Annotated in this window: 11 protein-coding genes; 8 read left to right on the top strand and 3 right to left on the bottom strand. The window is 64.5% G+C overall.

The annotated features are described in order from the left end of the window. The first annotated feature begins 12 nt into the window (after positions 1 to 12). Positions 13 to 1,716, top strand: a complete 1,704-nt coding sequence (locus MKD49_RS11155; protein WP_252696299.1) for a peptidase domain-containing ABC transporter — start codon at positions 13 to 15, stop codon at positions 1,714 to 1,716. Between the two features lie 149 nt (positions 1,717 to 1,865). Continuing rightward, complete coding sequence (locus MKD49_RS11150; protein ID WP_252696375.1) at positions 1,866 to 9,833, top strand: S-layer family protein; 7,968 nt, start codon at positions 1,866 to 1,868, stop codon at positions 9,831 to 9,833. A 52-nt stretch (positions 9,834 to 9,885) separates the two neighbouring features. On the opposite strand, the gene MKD49_RS11145 is transcribed toward MKD49_RS11150, so the two are convergent. Next, the gene (locus MKD49_RS11145) at positions 9,886 to 11,382 is read right to left on the bottom strand and encodes a PLP-dependent aminotransferase family protein (protein WP_134135103.1); all 1,497 of its coding nucleotides are present in this window, start codon (positions 11,380 to 11,382) and stop codon (positions 9,886 to 9,888) included. Between the two features lie 166 nt (positions 11,383 to 11,548). On the opposite strand from MKD49_RS11145, the gene MKD49_RS11140 reads away from it, so the two are divergent. The 5 genes from MKD49_RS11140 to MKD49_RS11120 all read left to right on the top strand — a co-directional run bounded on the left by MKD49_RS11140 (position 11,549) and on the right by MKD49_RS11120 (position 16,155). Then, the gene (locus MKD49_RS11140; protein WP_252696298.1) at positions 11,549 to 12,634 is read left to right on the top strand and encodes a threonine dehydratase; all 1,086 of its coding nucleotides are present in this window, start codon (positions 11,549 to 11,551) and stop codon (positions 12,632 to 12,634) included. Beyond that, entirely contained in the window at positions 12,631 to 13,230 is a 600-nt protein-coding gene (locus MKD49_RS11135; RefSeq protein ID WP_252696297.1) for a LysE family translocator, read from the top strand. Before MKD49_RS11140 ends, MKD49_RS11135 begins: the two co-directional genes overlap by 4 nt. A 60-nt stretch (positions 13,231 to 13,290) precedes the next feature. Beyond that, a complete protein-coding gene (locus MKD49_RS11130) occupies positions 13,291 to 14,214 on the top strand; it encodes a DMT family transporter (RefSeq protein ID WP_121039282.1) in 924 nt (307 codons plus the stop codon). A gap of 200 nt (positions 14,215 to 14,414) precedes the next feature. After that, positions 14,415 to 14,873: a RidA family protein gene (locus MKD49_RS11125; RefSeq protein ID WP_121039284.1), complete on the top strand. Its 459-nt coding sequence runs from the start codon at positions 14,415 to 14,417 to the stop codon at positions 14,871 to 14,873. An 85-nt stretch (positions 14,874 to 14,958) separates the two neighbouring features. Beyond that, positions 14,959 to 16,155, top strand: a complete 1,197-nt coding sequence (locus MKD49_RS11120; RefSeq protein ID WP_252696296.1) for a PLP-dependent aminotransferase family protein — start codon at positions 14,959 to 14,961, stop codon at positions 16,153 to 16,155. Between the two features lie 108 nt (positions 16,156 to 16,263). Here MKD49_RS11120 and MKD49_RS11115 read toward each other — a convergent pair whose 3' ends face one another. Together MKD49_RS11115 and MKD49_RS11110 are read right to left on the bottom strand one after the other, a co-directional pair. Continuing rightward, a complete protein-coding gene (locus tag MKD49_RS11115; protein WP_252696295.1) occupies positions 16,264 to 17,370 on the bottom strand; it encodes an MBL fold metallo-hydrolase in 1,107 nt (368 codons plus the stop codon). An 88-nt stretch (positions 17,371 to 17,458) separates the two neighbouring features. Next, positions 17,459 to 17,842 (bottom strand): tautomerase family protein, encoded by a 384-nt coding sequence (locus MKD49_RS11110; RefSeq protein WP_252696294.1) that lies wholly within the window; start codon positions 17,840 to 17,842, stop codon positions 17,459 to 17,461. Between the two features lie 152 nt (positions 17,843 to 17,994). Between MKD49_RS11110 and MKD49_RS11105 the strand changes: the two genes are divergently transcribed. Further along, a complete protein-coding gene (locus tag MKD49_RS11105; RefSeq protein ID WP_252696293.1) occupies positions 17,995 to 18,840 on the top strand; it encodes a LysR family transcriptional regulator in 846 nt (281 codons plus the stop codon). Positions 18,841 to 18,850: the final 10 nt, after the last annotated feature.

Here is an 18,850-nt window from a genome sequence, read left to right as displayed (position 1 = left end):
ACGCCACGCACCATGAACGCCAGCGAACAGGTCCACATCGATCAGCCGCACGTCCGCACGGACCTGCGCGCCGATCCCACTTACCTGACGCTGCTGCGCGCCTATGGCAGCCGCTTCGTCGAGATCATCGTGGCCGGCATCCTGGTCAACCTGCTGGGCCTGCTGATGCCGCTGTATTCGCGGCTGATCTACGACAAGGTACTGGGCAACCACATCCCGGAAACGCTCTGGGCGCTGACGCTGGGCATGCTGCTCTTCATCGGCCTGGAGCTGGTATTGCGCATCATCCGCGTGTATTACACCGAGCAACTGGCCGGCCGCCTGGATGGCGAATTCGATGAAGTCTCGGCACGCCGCCTGCTGACGGCCAAGGTACAAGCACCGGTGGGCGTGGTGCTGGCGCGTTACCGTGATCTCTCGGCCGCACGCGACCTGCTCTCGTCCAACTACATGCTGCTGCTGGTGGACCTGCCGTTTCTCGCGCTGTACCTGGTGGTGCTTGGCCTCATCGGCGGCCACATGGTGTGGGTGCTGCTGGTGGGCGGGGCGCTGCTGGTCGGCATGCAGCTGCTGCTCAAAGTCCCGGCCAATGACTATGCGCATGCGGCCATGAAGGCCGGTACCGGCAAGGTGGACAAGCTGGCCAGCATCGTCTACGGCATGGAAACGCTCAAGACCACGCCGCTGCAGGACCGCCTCATGCGCGCCTTCCTGGCCGATGCCGGTGCCAATGCCGTGGCCCAGGCCAAGAGCCGCTTCTGGATGAATACCAGCTATGCCATCTCCACCGTGGGCTACACCTTCATCGCGGTGGCCACGCTGGTGGTCGGCGTCTATCTGGTGGAAGACAACCTGCTCACCGTCGGCGCGCTGATTGCCTGCTCGCTGCTGATCAGCCGCGCCACCACGGTGCTGTCGTCGCTGGCAGCACTCCTGGGGCGCATCGAGATGTTCCGCCGCGCCCGTGCCGAATTTGACCAGCTGTTCGAAGAGCAGAAAGAGACGCCGGCCGCTGATGTGCTGCGCCAGGAAATGCGCGGCCTGATCCAGGTCGGCAATCTGCTGCTGCACCTGGACCAGAAGGAAAACGCCACCTTGAAAAACATCTCGCTGACCATCCAGCCCGGCGAGAAGGTCGGCCTGGTCGGGCGTTCCGGCTCGGGCAAGTCGACGCTGCTGCGTGCCCTGGCCGGCCTGCACCAGCCCGACGAAGGGCATGTCCTCATCGATGGCGTGGCCGTGACGGCCTATGCCCCCGAGGTGCGGATGCGCTGCATCGGCTTCAAGCCGCAGGAACCCTTCCTGTTCGATGGCACGGTAGCGGCCAACATTTTCGTGGGCGACCGCGTGCCGGGGCAGGTCTATGAAGCGGCGCTGGCGGTGTCTTCGCTGGATGACCTGATCGCGCGCGGCGAGCTGCGCCTGGACCAGGCCATCAAGGCCCCCGGCAATCTCTCCGGCGGCCAGCGCCAGATGGTGGCACTGGCGCGCGTGATCGCTTGCACCCCGCGCATCCTGCTGCTGGACGAACCGACTACCGGCGTGGACCAGCAGACCGAGGCCCGCATCATCGAGCGACTGGCGGCGTATGCCGGCCCGCGCACGCTGGTGGTGGCCACCCACAGCCCGGCGCTGTTGCGCCACGTGGACCGCATCATCGTCATCGACGGCGGGCGCATCGTGGCAGACGGACCGCGCGACCAGATTTTGCAGTGACGCTGCCCGGCAGGGTCACCCCGAACCAGATTCAGTTTCAGATTCAGATTTGACATCCGAACGATCTTCGATAGCGAGGAAACATGGCAACCGCAAGCTCATCACAAGCGAACTCCGCGGACAAGGTAGCAGGACCCGTGCGCGTGGTCATGCCCGACCAGGCCGGCAGCTTCCAGGTCAGCGCCAACCGCGCGGCCGTACAGCACGTGCAGGTGGTCGACGTGGACATGGTGCTGCACATGGCCGACGGCACCAAGGTGGTGCTGGCCGGCGGGGCCATGGAAGCCATGGACGACAAGTCCAAGGTCAGGTTCTCCGACACCAGCGCCGATACCGGCAAGCTGCTCGATACCGTGGGCAAGATCTCGCTCAAGCCGAACGACCAGTCGCGCGTGCTCAATTCGGATCCGGTCGCCTCTGCACCCAACGTGGCCCCGGCCCAGCAGGTCACGGTGGACCGCAACTCGGCCAGCGTCGGCAGTGAAGGCGCGACCCAGTTCGCCCAGATCATCAGTGACAACGCCGCCTCGCTGACCAGCAGCAGCGGCACCGGCAAGACCGCCAATTCCACCGGCCCGCTGACGGCCGGCGACACCAGCCATTCGACCGTGACCAGCACGGCGGCCGCCGCAGCGGCCTCGCAATCGCAGCCGACCACGCAACCGGTCCAGCCGCAATCGGTGATTGCCCAGACCGCCAATCCCAACGCCAACGAAGCGCCGGTCAAGCCGGTGGAACCGCAACTGCCGCCGGAACGTCCGGGCAGCAAGCCATCTACCATCGTGGTCGATCCCTCGCAACCGTCGATGGCGATCAAGCTGGTCAACCTGGCCACCACCACGCAGACCGGCGACACGCTCTTGGGCAGCGGCGGCATTCCGGTCTCGGCCACCGACGCCGGCCTGCCGCTGCAGTTCAGCACCCAGGTCATCAATGCGCCCGACAGCGTGCATACCATTTACGCGGCGGGCAACAATGCCGGCACCTTCATCAAGGTGTTCGACGTCACCATCACCGGCAATGGCACGGTGCTGTCGGTGACGGTCTCGGGCGTGCCGGCGGGGATGTCCATCGTCAACGGCACCGACCTTGGTGGCGGACGTTTCCAGATGACGGTGGCGGCCGGCCAGACCGACTTCCCGTTACAGTTCCAGTACAGTACGGTGGAAGCCAATTCAGCCTCACCGGTACACCAGGCCTTCGATCTGAGCTTCAGTACCGTGGTGGCCACCTCCAATGGCCAGCTCACCCTCAACGACACGCGCCACGTGGCCATCAAGGATGCCACCGGCTATGGCGACCTGAGCTATCTCGATCCGGCCACCGGCGACCCGGTACTGGTCCTGCCGGCCCAGGGCCTGCCGCACGAGATCCATGCCGGCAATGGCGGCGTGACCGTCTATGGCAGCAACGCCAATGACGTGATCTATGGCGGCACCGGCAACGACGTCCTCATCGGCGGCACCGGCAATACCTTCTTCGAGGGCGGCGCGGGTGCCGACCAGATCGTGGGCGGCGTCAACAGCACTGGCACCAACGTCAACACGGCCAGCTATGCCGGGTCATCGGCTGGCGTGACGGTCAACCTGGTGACCGGCACCGGCACCGGCGGCGATGCCCAGGGCGACCAGTTGAGCAACATCCAGAACCTGCGCGGCAGTGCCTTCAGCGATACCTTCGTCGCCAACGCGGCGGTCAATCGACTGGACGGTGGCAGCGGCGGGTCCGATACAGTGTCGTACGCTTCCTCGAACAGTGCCGTGACAGTCAACCTGGTCACTGGCACCGGTACGGGCGGATACGCGCAGGGCGATACCTATACACATATCCAGAACGTCATCGGCAGCGACTACAACGACATCTTCGTCGCCAGTGGCGAGGCCAATCGTTTTGATGGGGGATCGGGCTCCAATACGGTGTCCTACGCCAGCTCCAATGCCGGCGTGAACGTCAACCTGCAAAGCGGCGTGGGCAGCGGCGGAGCGGCGGCGGGGGATACCTACGTCCGCATCCAGAACGTGATCGGTACCGCCTTCAACGATACCTTCGTCGGCAGCGCCGACGCCAACAGCTTCGACGGCGGCAGCGGCGGCAGCGATACCGTCAGCTATGCCGGCTCGACGGCCGGCGTGTCGATCAACTTCGTGTCCGGACGCGGCACCGGCGGCTATGCTGAAGGCGACACTTACAACCACATCCAGAATGCGGTCGGCTCGGCCTTCGATGACGTCTTCATCGCCGGCGTGGACAGCGTGCACTTCGATGGCGGCAGCGGTGGCTCCGATACGGTGAACTACGGTGCCTCCACCGGCGCGGTCACGGTGAACATGATCACCATGAGCGGCAGCGGCGGCTACGCGCAGAACAATACCTACACCAACATCCAGAACATCGTCGGCAGCTCCTACTCCGATACCTTCATCGCCAGTGCCGCCGCCAACAATTTCAACGGCGGACTGGGCGGCTCGGATACGGTCAGCTATGCCAACTCCAATGCCGCAGTGACGGTCGACCTGACCCACACCGACGGCACCGGCACCTCCGGCGGCTATGCCCAGGGCGACGTGCTGGCACATATCCAGAATCTGATCGGCAGCGCCTTCAACGACACCTTCATTGCCAGCGCCGACGTCAACAATTTCAACGGCGGCGGTGGCTCCAACACGGTCAGCTACATCTTCTCGACCGGTGGCGTGACGGTCGATCTGACCAATGCCATCGGCACCGGTACCGGCGGTTACTACGCGGCGGGCGACTCCTTCAGCAACATTCAGAACCTGATCGGCAGCGCCTATGACGACACCTTCGTGGCGAGCGCCGACGCCAATACCTTTGATGGCGCGGGCTCCAACCACAACCGCGTCAGCTATGCCGCCTCTACCACCGCAGTGACGGTGGACCTGAACTTCACCGATGGCACCGGCACGTCCGGTGGCTATGCGCAGGGTGACAAGCTCTCCAACATCCAGGATCTCACCGGCGGTGTCGGCAATGACACCTTCGTGGCCAGTGCAGCGGCCAACAACTTCGACGGCGGGGCCGGCTCGAACCGGGTCAGCTATGCCGCATCGAACGCCGGGGTCACGGTGGACCTGGTATTGGGCAGCGGCAGCGGCGGCTATGCCGACAACGATACCTACGTCAACATCCAGAACGTCACCGGCAGCACCGGCAACGACACCTTCATCGCCAGCCTGGCGGCCAACGACTTCGTCGGCGGGGGCGGCACCAATACGGTCAGCTACGCCAAGGCCAGCGACGGCAACGGCGTCACCGTGGACCTGTTCCATGGCACCGGCAGCAACGGCTTCGCCGGCGGTGACACCTACAGCGGCATCCAGAACGTGATCGGCTCGGCCTACGATGACACCTTCATCGCCGACAACAACACCAACGTCTTCGCTGGCGGGCTCGGTTCCAATACGGTCAGCTACGCCTTCTCGACGGCAGCCGTCACCGTCAACCTGGTGACCGGCAGTGGCAGTGGCGGCTTTGCCGCAGGCGATACCTATACCGGCATCCAGAACGTGATCGGCTCCGCGCTGGACGATGTGATCATCGCCAGCAGCGAGGCCAACAGCATCGATGGCGGCACCAGTACGGCCAGCTCGCACAACCGCGTCAGCTATGCCAGCTCGGATGCCGCGGTCACGGTGGACCTGAGCTTCAGCAACGGTAGCGGCACCTTCGGTGGCTATGCGGCCGGCGACAAGCTGGTCAATGTGCAGGACCTCACCGGCAGCATCTACGACGACACCTTCGTCGCCAGTCTCGCGGCCAACAATTTCGACGGTGGCACGGGCTCGCTGCACAACCGCGTCAGCTATGCGCACTCGACCGCCAGCGAGACCATCAACCTCTTCACCAGCAGCGGCAGCGGCACCTATGCGGCCGGCGATACCTACACCAACATCCAGGATGTGACCGGCGGTTCGGGCGATGACCTCATCATCGCCAACGTGGCTGCAAACTTCATCGATGGCGGCAGCAGCACGGCCAGTTCGCACAACCGCGTGAGCTACGTCAACTCGACCGTGGCCGAGACCGTGGACCTGTTCAATGGCGTGGGCACGGGCGGTACGGGCAGCCTGGCCAATGGCGACACCTACGTCAATATCCAGGACGTGACCGGCGGCAGCGCCGATGACACCTTCATCGCCAATGCCGCGGCCAACAATTTCGATGGCAGCGGCGGCACGCACAACCGCGTCAGCTATGCCAATTCCAGTGTCGATGAAACGGTCAACCTGATCAGCGGCCAGGGGAGTGGCGGTACCGGCAGCCTGGCCGCAGGCGATACCTACACCAACATCCAGGACGCTACCGGCGGCAGCGGCAACGACACGTTCTACGGCAATGCCGTGGCCAACCGTTTCGATGGCGGTGGCGGCAGCCACAACCGGGTCAACTACAGCGGTTCCACCGTCTCCGAATCGGTGAACCTGTTCACCGGGACCGGCACGGGCAGCACCGGCAGCCTGGCCAATGGCGATACCTACACCAACATCCAGGACGTGACCGGCGGTACCGCCGATGACGTCTTCACGGCCAGCGCGGCGGCCAACAATTTCGATGGCGGCACCGGCTCGTTGCACAACCGGGTGAGCTATACCAATTCCACCGTTGACGAAACCGTCAACCTGGTGACCGGACTGGGCAGTGGCGGCACCGGCAGCCTGGCCAATGGCGACACCTACGTCAACATTCAGGACGTCACCGGCGGCGGTGGCAACGACACCTTCTACGGCAACACTGCCGCCAACAATTTCGATGGCGGCGGCGGCAGCCACAACCGGGTCAGCTACAGCACCTCCACCGTCGCGGAGACGATCAACCTGTTCACCGGCAATGGCACGGGCAGCACCGGCAGCCTGGCCAATGGCGATACCTACACCAACATCCAGGACGCCACCGGCGGTTCGGCTGACGATCTCTTCGTGGCCAGCGCGGCGGCCAACTATTTCGATGGCGGCACCAGCACGGCCAGTTCGCACAACCGCGTCAGCTATGTCAACTCCGCAGCTGACGAAACCATCAACCTCTTCACGGGACTGGGCAGCGGCACGCTTGCCGCCGGCGACACCTACACCAACATCCAGGATGCGACCGGTGGCAGTGGCAACGACACCTTCTACGGCAACAGTGCGTCCAACAATTTTGATGGCGATGGCGGCACGCACAACCGGGTCAATTATTCCAACTCCACGGCCGACGAAACCGTCAACCTGATCGCAGGCACCGGCAGCGGCGGCACCAACAGCCTGGCCAATGGCGATACCTACACCAACATTCAGGACGTGACCGGTGGCAGCGGCAATGACACCTTCTACGGTACGACGGCCGCCAACTTCTTCGATGGCGGGGGCGGCAGCCACAACCGCGTCAACTACAGCAGCTCCACCGTGGCTGAAACGGTCAACCTGTTCAACGGCACCGGCAGCGGCGGCGCGAACAGCCTGGCCAATGGCGATACCTATGCCAACATCCAGGATGTCACGGGCGGCTCGGCCGATGACGTCTTCATCGCCAACAGCGCGGCCAACTTCTTCGACGGCGGTACCAGTACGTCGACCTCGCACAACCTGGTCAGCTATGCCAATTCCAGCGCCGACGAAACCGTGAACCTGGTCACCGGCACCGGCAGTGGCGGCACGGGCAGCCTGGCCAATGGCGATACCTACATCAACATCCAGGATGTCACCGGTGGTGGCGGCAACGACACCTTCTACGGCAACAGCGCGGCCAACAAATTCGATGGCGGTGGCGGCACCCACAACCGCGTCAACTACAGCACCTCGGCCGTCTCCGAAACCATCAACCTGTTCAACGGCACCGGTAGCGGTGGCGCGAACAGCCTGGCCGACGGCGATACCTACACCAACATCCAGGACGCCACCGGCGGTACCGCCGATGACGTCTTCATCGCCAGCGCGGCGGCCAACGCGCTCGATGGCGGCACCGGCTCGCTGCACAACCGCGTGAGCTACGTCAACTCGACCGCCGATGAAACCATCAACCTGCTCACCGGTACCGGCAGCGGCGGCACGGGCAGCCTGGCCAATGGCGATACCTACGCCAACATCCAGGATGCCACCGGCGGCAGCGGCAACGACACCATCGTGGCCAGCCAGGCAGTGAACTTCCTGGACGGCGGCGCTGGTTCCAATACGGTCAGCTATGCGGGTACGCCGAGCAGCAACGGCTCCACCGGCGTGACGGTGAATCTTTCGACCGGTATCGGCAGCGGCAACTACGCCCAGGGCGATACCTATGCCAACATCCAGAACGTGATCGGCAGCGCCTGGGCCGATACCCTGACCGGTTACGCGACGGCCGGCGTCACTTCGGTGCTGACCGGCGGCCAGGGGGCCGACAGCCTCACTGCGGTGGTGGCCAACCGTGCCGACACCTACGCATCGTATGCCGGTTCGTCAGCGGGTGTGAGCATCAACCTGCAGGCCGGTACCGGCACCGGTGGCGATGCCCAGGGCGATACGCTGTTCAACATCGACAACGTCATCGGCAGCAGTCTCAACGACACCTTCTTCGCCAGCGCCAATGCCAACAAGTTCAACGGCGGCGCGGGTGGTTCCGATACGGTCAACTATTCGCTCTCCACCAGCAGCGACAGCACCGGCGTGACGGTGAACCTGTCCACCGGCGTGGGCAGCGGCAACTATGCGCAGGGCGACACTTACACCGCCATCGAGAACGTGGTCGGCAGTGCCCAAAACGACACGCTGACCGGCTTTGCCACGGTGGGGACGCAGTCCGTGCTGGAAGGCGGCGGCGGGGCCGACACCATTACCGCGGTGCTGGCCAATCGCGCCTTCACTTATGCCTCCTATGCCGGTTCGGGAGCGGCGGTGACCATCGACCTCAAGAACGGCACCGGCACCGGCGGCGACGCCCAGGGCGATATCCTGGTCAACATCGACAACGTCATCGGCAGCGCCTCCAGCGATCTGTTCAAGGCCAGCACCCAGGCCAACAAGTTCGATGGCGGCAGCGGCGGGGTCGATACGGTCAGCTACGAGTACGATACCGGCGGCGTGACGGTGGACCTCACCAATACGCTGGCGGCGACCGGTACCTATGCGGTGGGCGATACCTTCACCAACATCGCCAACCTCACCGGCGGCTCGGGCAACGATACCTTCTATGCCAGCAGCGTGGCCAACGCCTTTGATGGCGGGGCCGGCAACAACACGGTCAATTACGCGCGCTCGGGCAGCACGGCGGTTGTGGTGGACCTGTATCACGGCACCGGCAGCGGCGGCTATGCGGCGGGGGATACCTACGTCAACATCCAGAACGCGACCGGCAGCGCCGGCAGCGATACCTTCTACGCCAACAGCGCGGCCAACGTCTTCAACGGCGGGGCAGGGGGCAGCGATACGGTCAGCTACCTGTATTCGACCGGCAGCGCGATCACGGCCAGCCTGGTGTCGGGTGCGGGGGGCAGCGGCGGCGATGCCAGCGGCGACAGCTATGTCGGCATTGCCAATCTGGAAGGCAGTGCCAACGTGGACAGCACGCTGACCGGCAACAGCGCGGCCAACGTGCTGTCGGCACGCGGCACGGCGACCACCAACGTACTGAGCGGCGGTGGCGCGAGTTCGGGCACTGATGTGTTCAACGTGGTCGATGGCGGCCACAATTCGGTGACGGTCGGCAGCGGCAACAACCTCATCAACGTCAGCGCCGGTTCGCACAGTTCGGCAGGGGCCCAGAGCGACATGGTCAACCAGACCACAGGCTCCTCCAACATCAACAGCATCAGCGGTGGCGCAGGGGTCACGACGCTGCACTTTGCGGACCTGGGGACGTCACTGAACCTGAGCAACTTCTCCAGCAAGGTCACTGGCATCACCACGCTGGACGTCAGTGCCGGCAGCGGTACCAACGTGATCATCACGGCCGACGATGTGCGTCAGATGGGCATGGCCGGCAGCGGCATCTCGAAGATCCTCACGGTCAAGATGAGTACCTCCGAGAGCTTGCAGATCATGGCCAACGGCTCGGACCATTACGTCTACTTCCCCGGCTCGACCGACTATGCCTTCTACAACGCCAGCAACCAGGAAATTGCCCGCATCCACCTGGTCACTGCCTGATGTGATGTGACGATGATCTGAAGCGGGGCTGCGTGCGGGAACGGGGCGATGGTCAGCGATCCATCGCCTTTTCCAGGAAGCGCCAGATGCCGGGGTCCGACATCCCGGCGACGTTGATGCGCATGCGGGTGGAAGGCAGTTGCGCAGGCGAGAACAGGCTGCCCGGTGCCAGCAGGAATCCCTGTTCCATCGCTTCTTCGGTCATGACGTTGGTATCGCGCCCGGTATCGACCCACAGGAACATGCCGCAGGGCGGCGGATCACCGACTTCCATGCCCATGCGTTCCAGCTGGCGCATGACCTTGTCGCGCGCACCGTTCAAGCGCGCGCGCAGGCGTTCCGCATGCTTGCGGTAATGCCCTTCGGAGAGCACCCGGTAGGCCACCCGTTCACCGATTTCTCCGGTAGTGAGCGTCGAGAGCAGCTTGCGGTCAGCCAGGCTGCGCGCCAGTTCGGCCGAGGTGGCGATGAAGCCCACGCGCAGGTTGGCCGACAGCGTCTTGGAAAATCCCCCCAGATAGATCACTCGCTGTAGCTGGTCCAGTGCCGCAATACGGGTGGCCGCCTGCACGGCGGAGCCCGGATGCATGTCGCAATAGATGTCGTCCTCGACGATGATGAAGTCATGTTCCTCGGCGATGCGCAACACCTGGAAAGCCTTGGCGGCCGACAGCGAGGTCGAGGTCGGGTTGTGCAGCACCGAGTTGATCACGTACAGCTTGGGCTTGTGGATCTCGGCCAGTTCGCGCAGCTGGGCGATGTCCGGGCCATCGGCCAGACGCGGAATGCCGACGATCTTGGCCCCCAGTGCAGCAAAGGAACCGAACATCAGGAACCAGGCCGGATCATCCACGAAGATCACGTCGCCCGGCCGCAGGAAGTGGCGTGCCACGGTATCGATGGCTTGCGTCACGCCCGTGGTCAGCACGAACTGGTCGGGCGCGGCGGCGATTTCCAGCTCGGCCAGTTTCAGCTGCAATTGCTGGCGCAGCGGCAGGAAGCCCAGCGGCGTCCCATAACCCAGCAGCAGCGAAGGATTGTCGCGGCTGATGGCGCGCAGGGCGTTGGCGATCAGCTCGCCATCGAGCCAGTCCGGTGGCAGCAGACCGCCACCGGGCATCTTGTGCGGCGGCATCTGGCGGAACATGTTGCGCACCAGCCAGACCACATCCAGCCCGCGTTCGGCCTCGGCCACCGCTTCGGCCTGGGCCGCCAGGTTGCCGTAACCGTTGGCGACGGCCACCCGTTCCTTGACGAAGAAGCCCGAGCCCCGGCGTGACTCCAGATAACCCTGGGCCACCAGCCGGTCAAAGGCTTCCACCACGGTAAAGCGCGAGATCTCGTGGGCATCCGCAAACTGCCGGATCGAGGGCATGCGTGCCCCGCCGCGCAGGAGCTTGTCGTCGATGCGGGCGCGCACGCCGCGTACGATCTGGTCCACCAGCGATTCTCCGCTCTCGCGTACCAGCATGGGCCAGCCGGGGAGGGCGGCGTCAGCGGCAACTGTCTTGGACGGGATGCTGCGCAGATGCTTGACTGTATTGGTCATTTTACCGTGACAATGTTTGAAACTATTTGGAAAAGTGTATAGGTACTGTACTGGTATTGTCGGCTAGGATGTCAGCCAATGCAAGAGTAAGTGGCCTGGCGGCAAAGTGCCGGGTGACACGTTGATCAGTGCTCTTGTTTCGCATCTTTTCGAGGAGACCATTGTCATGACCAGCCTGTCCATCCAAGCCAGCCAAGCCCCGCGTACTGCCAGCGAACTGTTGCCCGGCCTGGGCGAGATCGAGCAGGCGGCCGGCATCGTCTATGCCGGCATGGCCCCGACCCCGCAACTGTGCTGGCCGCTGCTGAACCAGGCACTGGGTGCCGAGGTATGGGTCAAGCATGAGAATCACGCACCGACCGGCGCCTTCAAGGTGCGAGGCGGCATGGTCTATCTGCATCACCTGGCCCGGCAGCAGCCGCAACTGTCCGGCGTCATTTCCGCTACACGCGGCAATCACGGCCAGTCGGTGGGTTTGTCGGCGCGCCGCTTCGGCATTCCCGCCACCATCGTCGTGCCCGAGGGCAACAGCCGCGAGAAGAACGCCGCCATGCGCGCACTCGGCGTGGACCTGATCGAACACGGCCGCGAATTCCAGGATAGCCGCGAGCACGCCCAGCGCCTGGCCCGCGAGCAGCAGCTGCACATGATTCCTTCCTTCCATCGCGACCTGGTGGCGGGCGTGTCGACCTACTGGATGGAATTGTTCGCCGCCCAGCCCGAGCTGGACGTGGTGCTGGTGCCCATCGGCCAGGGCTCGGGCATGTGTGGCGCGGTCGCGGCCCGCAATGCACTGGGGCTCAAGACGCGCATCATCGGCGTGGTCTCGGCGCATGCGCTGGCCTACAAGCTCTCGTTCGAAGCGGGCCGCAAGATCGAGGCACCGGTCTCGACCTGCATCGCCGATGGCGTCGCCTGTCGCGTACCGGACCAGGCGTCGCTGGACGTGATGCTCTCCGAGGTCGACGAGGTCGTCGCGGTGACCGATGACGAAGTGATGGACGCCATGAAGCTGGCCTTCATCGCCACCCACAACGTGGCCGAAGGCGCGGGGGCCTGTGCGCTGGCGGCCGCTCTGCAACTGCGCACGCGGTTGCGCGGCAAGAAGATCGGCGTCACGCTGTCCGGCGGCAATGTCGACCATGACGTGTTTGCCAGTATCCTGGCGCGCCCCGTTGCGGCCGCCGATGCACTGCTGGCGCCGGCCCAGGTGGTGTCGCTGGCGCAGGCCGCGCAAAGGAGAAACGCATGATCGAAGCCTTGCTGCCGCTGATGTCATTTGCCTTCGTCTCCTCCATCACGCCGGGGCCGAACAACATCATGCTGACCTCCTCGGGCATCTGGTTCGGCTTTCGTCGCTCGCTGCCGCACATGCTGGGCATCACCTTCGGCTTCGGCGTGCTGCTGGCCGTATGCGCATTCGGTATAGGCGAGCTGGTGGTGGCGGTGCCGCAAGTGGTGCTGCTGTTGAAGGCACTGGGCTGCGCTTATCTGCTCTACCTGGCCTGGCAGTTGCGCCGCATGGCCGTCTCCGGGGCGGGTGAGCGGGCGGTGCGGCCGATGTCGTTCTGGGCGGCCGCCATGTTCCAGTTCGCCAATCCCAAGGCCTGGGTGATGGCCATCACCGGCGCCTCGGCCTTCATGCCGTTGTTGCATAAGCAGTCCGGATGGCTGGCCATCCTGATTTACTGTGCGGTGTTCTGTGCCATCAACCTGCCTTGCGTGTCGGTGTGGGCCGGTGCCGGTGCGCTCTTGCGGCGCTATCTCGAACAGCCCCGGTGGCGCACGATCTTTGCGGCGGTCATGATCTTGCTGACACTCTATTCGGCGCTGGCGATCTGGCTGTAACAGCAGCAGGACATGGAAATCATTTATATCAATAACGCGTTTTGACCACAGGGGACCTTCATGCAAGCCAGCAGCAAGACCAGCCACCCCGCAGCAGCGCCCGGCGCCGGCACGGCCCGTCACGAAAGCCGCGGCATGTGGCTGGGCCTGATCGGCGTGGCCATCTTCAGCCTCACGCTGCCCTTCACGCGCATTGCGGTGGCCGAGCTCAACCCGGCCTTCGTGGCGTTCGGCCGCGCGGTCGTGGCAGGGGTCTGCGCATTGGCGCTGCTGGCCTGGATCAAGGCCCCGCGCCCGACCCGGCAGCAATTGCGCGGCCTGATCATCACCGCCCTGGGGGTGGTGGTGGGTTTCCCGCTGTTTTCTTCGATTGCGATGCGTTATGTCCCGGCCGCCCATGGTGCCGTGGTGGTCGGCCTCCTGCCGCTGGCCACGGCCCTGTTCGGCGCGCTGCGCTTCGGTGAGCGGCCTTCGAAAGGTTTCTGGCTGGCCGCGCTGGCGGGCTCCGGCATCGTGATCGCCTTTGCCCTGCGCGAAGGGGGCGGCAGTTTCCATCTGGCTGATTTCGCGCTCTTTGCCGCCGTGGTCACTGCGGCCATGGGCTATGCCGAAGGCGGACGCCTGGCGCAGACCATGGGCGGCCAGAACGTGATCGCCTGGGCGCTGGTGGTGGCCTTGCCGGTGATGCTGCCGGTGTCGGTTTGGCTGGGCTGGCAGTACGGCGTGAGCGCTTCGTCGCCAGCCTGGCTGGCCTTTGCTTACGTATCGCTGTTCTCGATGTTCATCGGCTTTTTCTTCTGGTACAAGGGCCTGGCCCTGGGCGGCATCGCCCGGGTGGGGCAGGTGCAATTGTTGCAACCTTTCATGAGCCTGCTGGGCGCGGCGGTGATCGCCCATGAGGCGCTGGATGCGAGCAACATGCTCTTTGCCCTGGCCGTGATCGTGGTGGTGGCCATCGGCCGCCGCATGGCGGTGCGTCGCTGAAGGCCGCGCAGGCAGGGGGCGGCAAGCCGCTGACGCAGCTCTGACCGGGTTTGCGAGCCGAAATAGTTCAGCTGGGTCGGGCTAAAGCGGCTGTTTTTTGAGATAATCGAGCACTTGTTTTTTCACATTTTGTCAACGCGCAACGCGCGAGCCATTTGCCTTTTGGCCGCAAGCGGGCGCTGTCCAACAGGGAGTACCGCATGTCCGTCTATGAAAAGCTGAAAGCACTGAACATCGAACTGCCCGCCGTGGCCACCCCGGCAGCAGCCTATGTGATGTATGCACAAACCGGCAATACCGTCTTCCTCTCCGGCCACCTGGCCAAGAAGGATGGCAAGGTATGGGTCGGCCAGCTGGGACGCGACATCGGCACCGACGACGCCAAGCTGGCCGCGCGCGCCGTGGCGGTGGACCTGATCGCCACCCTGCAGGCGGCCTGTGGCGGCGACCTGACCCGCGTCAAGCGCATCGTCAAGCTGATGAGCCTGGTCAACTCGACCGGCGAATTCACCGAACACCACCTGGTGACCAATGGCGCTTCCGAGCTGATCGGCGAAATCTTCGGCGACGCCGGCAAGCACGCCCGTTCCGCCTTCGGCGTGGCGCAGCTGCCCATGGGCGCTTGCGTCGAAATCGAAATGATCGCCGAGATCGCCTGATCGCCTTGCATGACAGGGCAGTGGCGGCCACAGAAGCCGCCCGGCCCGACCACATCACACACCGAACACAGACTGAACGACCCGTATGAAACTCGAAAATCCCGCACCGCTGCAGTGGCAGTTCTCCCAGCGCGCCGAAGCCATGAAGAGCTCGGCCATCCGCGAAATCCTGAAGGTGACGATGCGTCCGGACATCACCTCCTTCGCCGGTGGCTTGCCCTCGCCGCTGACCTTCCCGGTCGAGCACATGAAGACCGCCTTCGACCGCGTGCTGAGCCAGCAAGGCAAGATGGCCCTGCAATACGGCCCCACCGATGGCTACCTGCCGCTGCGTGAATGGATCGCCGCATCGCTGTCCACCGATGGCGCACAGATCACTGCCGAACAGGTGCTGATGGTCTCCGGATCGCAGCAAGGCCTGGACCTGCTGGGCAAGGTCATGATCGACGAAGGCAGCAAGGTGCTGGTCGAGACCCCGAGCTACCTGGGCGCACTGCAGGCCTTCTCGCTGTATGGTGCCAAGTTCGAGTCGGTGCCCAGCGACGAATTCGGCCTGCAACCCGAGACCATCGAAGCCATCGCCGGTGGCGCGCGCATGCTGTATTCTCTGCCCAATTTCCAGAACCCGACCGGCCGCACCCTGCCCACCGAGCGCCGCTTCAAGCTGCTGGAAACCTGTGCCCGCCTGGGCCTGCCGCTGATCGAGGATGATCCCTACGGTGCCCTGAGCTACCAGAATGCACCGCTGCCCAAGATGCTGTCGATGAATCCGTCGGGCGTGATCTACATGGGTTCCTTCTCCAAGGTGCTGACTCCCGGCATCCGCCTGGGCTACGTGGTGGCGCCGCGCCCGCTGATCCTGAAGATGGAGCAGGCCAAGCAAGCCACCGACCTGCACACTGCGCAGCTGACCCAGATGGTGGTGTACGAAGCCATCAAGGACGGTTTCCTGGACCAGCACGTGCCCACCATCCGCAAGCTCTATGGCGACCAGTGCCAGGCCATGCTGGACGCGCTGCAACAGTACTTCCCGGCCAGCTGCAGCTGGAGCAAGCCGGAAGGCGGCATGTTCATCTGGGTGACGCTGCCCGAGCACCTCGATGCCGGCGCGCTGCTGAACGAAGCAGTGGAACAGGAGAAGGTCGCCTTCGTCCCCGGCGCACCGTTCTATGCCAACGTGGCGCAGAAGAACACGCTGCGCCTGTCCTTCGTGACCGTGCCGCCGGAGCAGATCCGCGCCGGTGTGGAGCGCCTGGGCAAGCTGATCGCTTCCAAACTGTAATCAGTTCAGCCCGGTTCGCACTGCAGCCGTAGCGCGTTTTCGCTATCGCATGCTTCCCAAGGCCCGCATCGGAAACGATGCGGGCCTTGTTGTTGATGCATTCCCGATTTACTGATCCAGCTTGAGCGTCTCCCCATGCTTGAGCGCAACAAACTGCTCCTGCGGCAACCCCGCCTCACGCAGGGCCTTGGCCAGTTCCTTGGGCGGCTCGTCGAGCGGATCGTCGGCCAACTCGAAGGTCCCCCAATGAATGGCCACTGAACGCTTGGCCCGCACGTCCTCATGGATCAGCACGGCCTGGGCCGGGTCCACGTGCTGGTTCTGCATGAACCAGCGCGGCGCATAGGCCCCGATGGGGATGAGCGCCAAATCGAATCGGCCGAAGCGTTCGCCGATGTCGCGGAAGTCCTTCGAATAGCCGGTATCCCCCGCAAAATAGACCGAGAAGGGCTCGGCACCCGCTTGCTGCGCCGCCGCCTGGATGACCCAGCCACCCCACAAGGTCTCTGAACGGTCGAACACGCCACGCGCCGACCAGTGCGTGGCCGGGACGAAGTAGATGTCCAGGTTGTCCATCACGGTCTTGTCCCACCAGTCCATTTCCTTCACATTGGTGATGCCAAGCGACAGGAACCAGTCACGCACCCCCAGCGGCACCAGGAACAGCGGCGGTCCGCCCGCCTGAAGATTCAGTTGCTCCACGCTCGCCTGGTCCAGATGGTCGTAGTGGTTGTGCGAGATCACCACCACGTCGATATGCGGCAGCTCGCTGATCTGTACCGGCAGCGGCACCTTGCGCGACGGTCCGATGAAGGAGAAGGGCGAGGCCCGCTGCGAGAACATCGGATCGGTCAGCACGTTCTTGCCGCCCAGTTGTACCAGCGCAGTGGCATGGCCGATCCAGGTCACGCTGGGACTGCCGTGGTTGCTCTTGAGCCAGGCGAGGTCGGGCTTGACGACGGGAAAATGGTAATTGTTTTCGGGCGGCTTGGGCAGGCCCTGGGTCAGGCGCTCCCACTGCCATTTCAAGAGGGAACCGCGTTCGGGCTGCGGGTAGTTGTTGCGAAACCCCGTCTCGGTGCGATTGCTCTTGTTGGGATCGTAGTACTTGCTGGAGGAAGAGCAGGCAGTCAGCCCGGCCGCCAGCAGCACGACCGCCAGGCCACGGGTGAGGTGTCGCAGAGGCTGCCGCAGGCAGGATGTCGCAGGGGGCATGGAAGAAGCGCGGTAGCCGCGCAGTGATGACGATGAGCGACATCCTAGCAGGCCGCAGCGCGGCCTGCAGGCGCTGCGCCCGGCGGCGCTACATCACGTACTGTGCCAGCCCGCGCCCGAATGACCAGTTGCCCTTGTCGCCCTCGACCAGGCTGATCATCACGTCATCCTGCCCGATGCCGGGGTCCAGCTGCAGGCGCGCCACGATGGCGGCGTAGAGCGCATTCTTCTGCGCCTGGGTGCGGGTATTGCTGACCGTCAGCTGGATGAGCACGAAGTCATCCGTACGCGCCATGCCCATGTAGCTGCGGCTGAAGACCAGGTCTTCCGGATCATGCTCGGTGATGACCATGAAGCGGTCCTCCTCGGGGACGTTGAAACTCTCGCGCAGGGCTTCGTAGATGTTGTCGGCAATGGCGCGGCGATAGCTGCGGGACTTGCCGCGCAATACGGAAATGCGGACCAGGGGCATGATGTTCTCCTTGCGGGTGATGGAAATGGCGGAGCGCGTTCACTCCATGCCTTGCATGCTATGCTTGCGCAATCATTTGAAAAACCACTGATTGATGATTTCAATGATTGAAATTCTTCATCATGGATTTCGGACCGTGAGGACCCTTCACCATGGATAAACCGCTGGATCTGGACGCCGTCCAGGCTTTCGTCTTGGCCGCCGACCTGCAAAGCTTCACCCGTGCGGCCGAAGCGCTGGACAGCACGCAATCGGCCATCAGCTTCAAGCTCAAGAAGCTGGAGCAGCGGCTGGGCCGTCGCCTGCTGGAACGCACGCCGCGCCAAGTGCGCCTGTCGGCCGAAGGGCAGCAGTTCCTGCCGGCCGCACGCAGCCTGCTGGCCGCGCATGAGCGCGCGCTGGAACAACTGGACCAGGGGCCGGTCCGCTTCTCGGTCGGCATCAGCGACCACGTGGCCGGCGCCACCTTGCCGCGTGCGCTGGCGCAGGTCCACGCGGTCGATCCCGGCGTGGTGGTGGAGGTACGCGTGGGTTCCTCGCATGACCTGATGCCAGCCTATGAGCGCGGCGAGCTCGATGCCGTCATCGTGCGCCGCGAACCGCAGGACAAGGGCGGCAAGCTGGTCATGGAAGAGCGCATCGGCTGGTTCGCCCATCCCGATGCGCAATGCTGGGCCGGTCCGGCCTTGCGGGTGGCGACGTTTTCCTCGGCCTGCCGCGTCCGCGAGCTGTCCTTGCGGCGGCTCGATGCGGCGGGGATCCCTTGGGTGGAGGTCTTCGTCGGTGGCGGCATTCTGGCCGTGGGGGCGGCGGTCAGTGCGGGTCTGGCGGTGTCGGCGCTGCTCCACCGCAGCGCTCCGCCCGGCGCGGTGGACGTGGGCGAGCGCCTGGGCTTGCCCAAGCTGCCGCTGGCCCAGGTAAGGCTGCATGCCCGGCTCAAGGAGCCGCGCCTGCAGAGTGCGCTGCGCACGCTGGTGGCGGCGTTGAAGTCGGCCTGAGGCCCGCCCG

Source organism: Herbaspirillum sp. WGmk3, from assembly GCF_023952535.1.
In the GTDB taxonomy this organism is placed as follows: domain Bacteria; phylum Pseudomonadota; class Gammaproteobacteria; order Burkholderiales; family Burkholderiaceae_D; genus Herbaspirillum; species Herbaspirillum huttiense.
The sequence above is the reverse complement of the archived record's forward strand: the minus strand, read 5'-3'. Positions and strand labels throughout refer to the sequence as shown.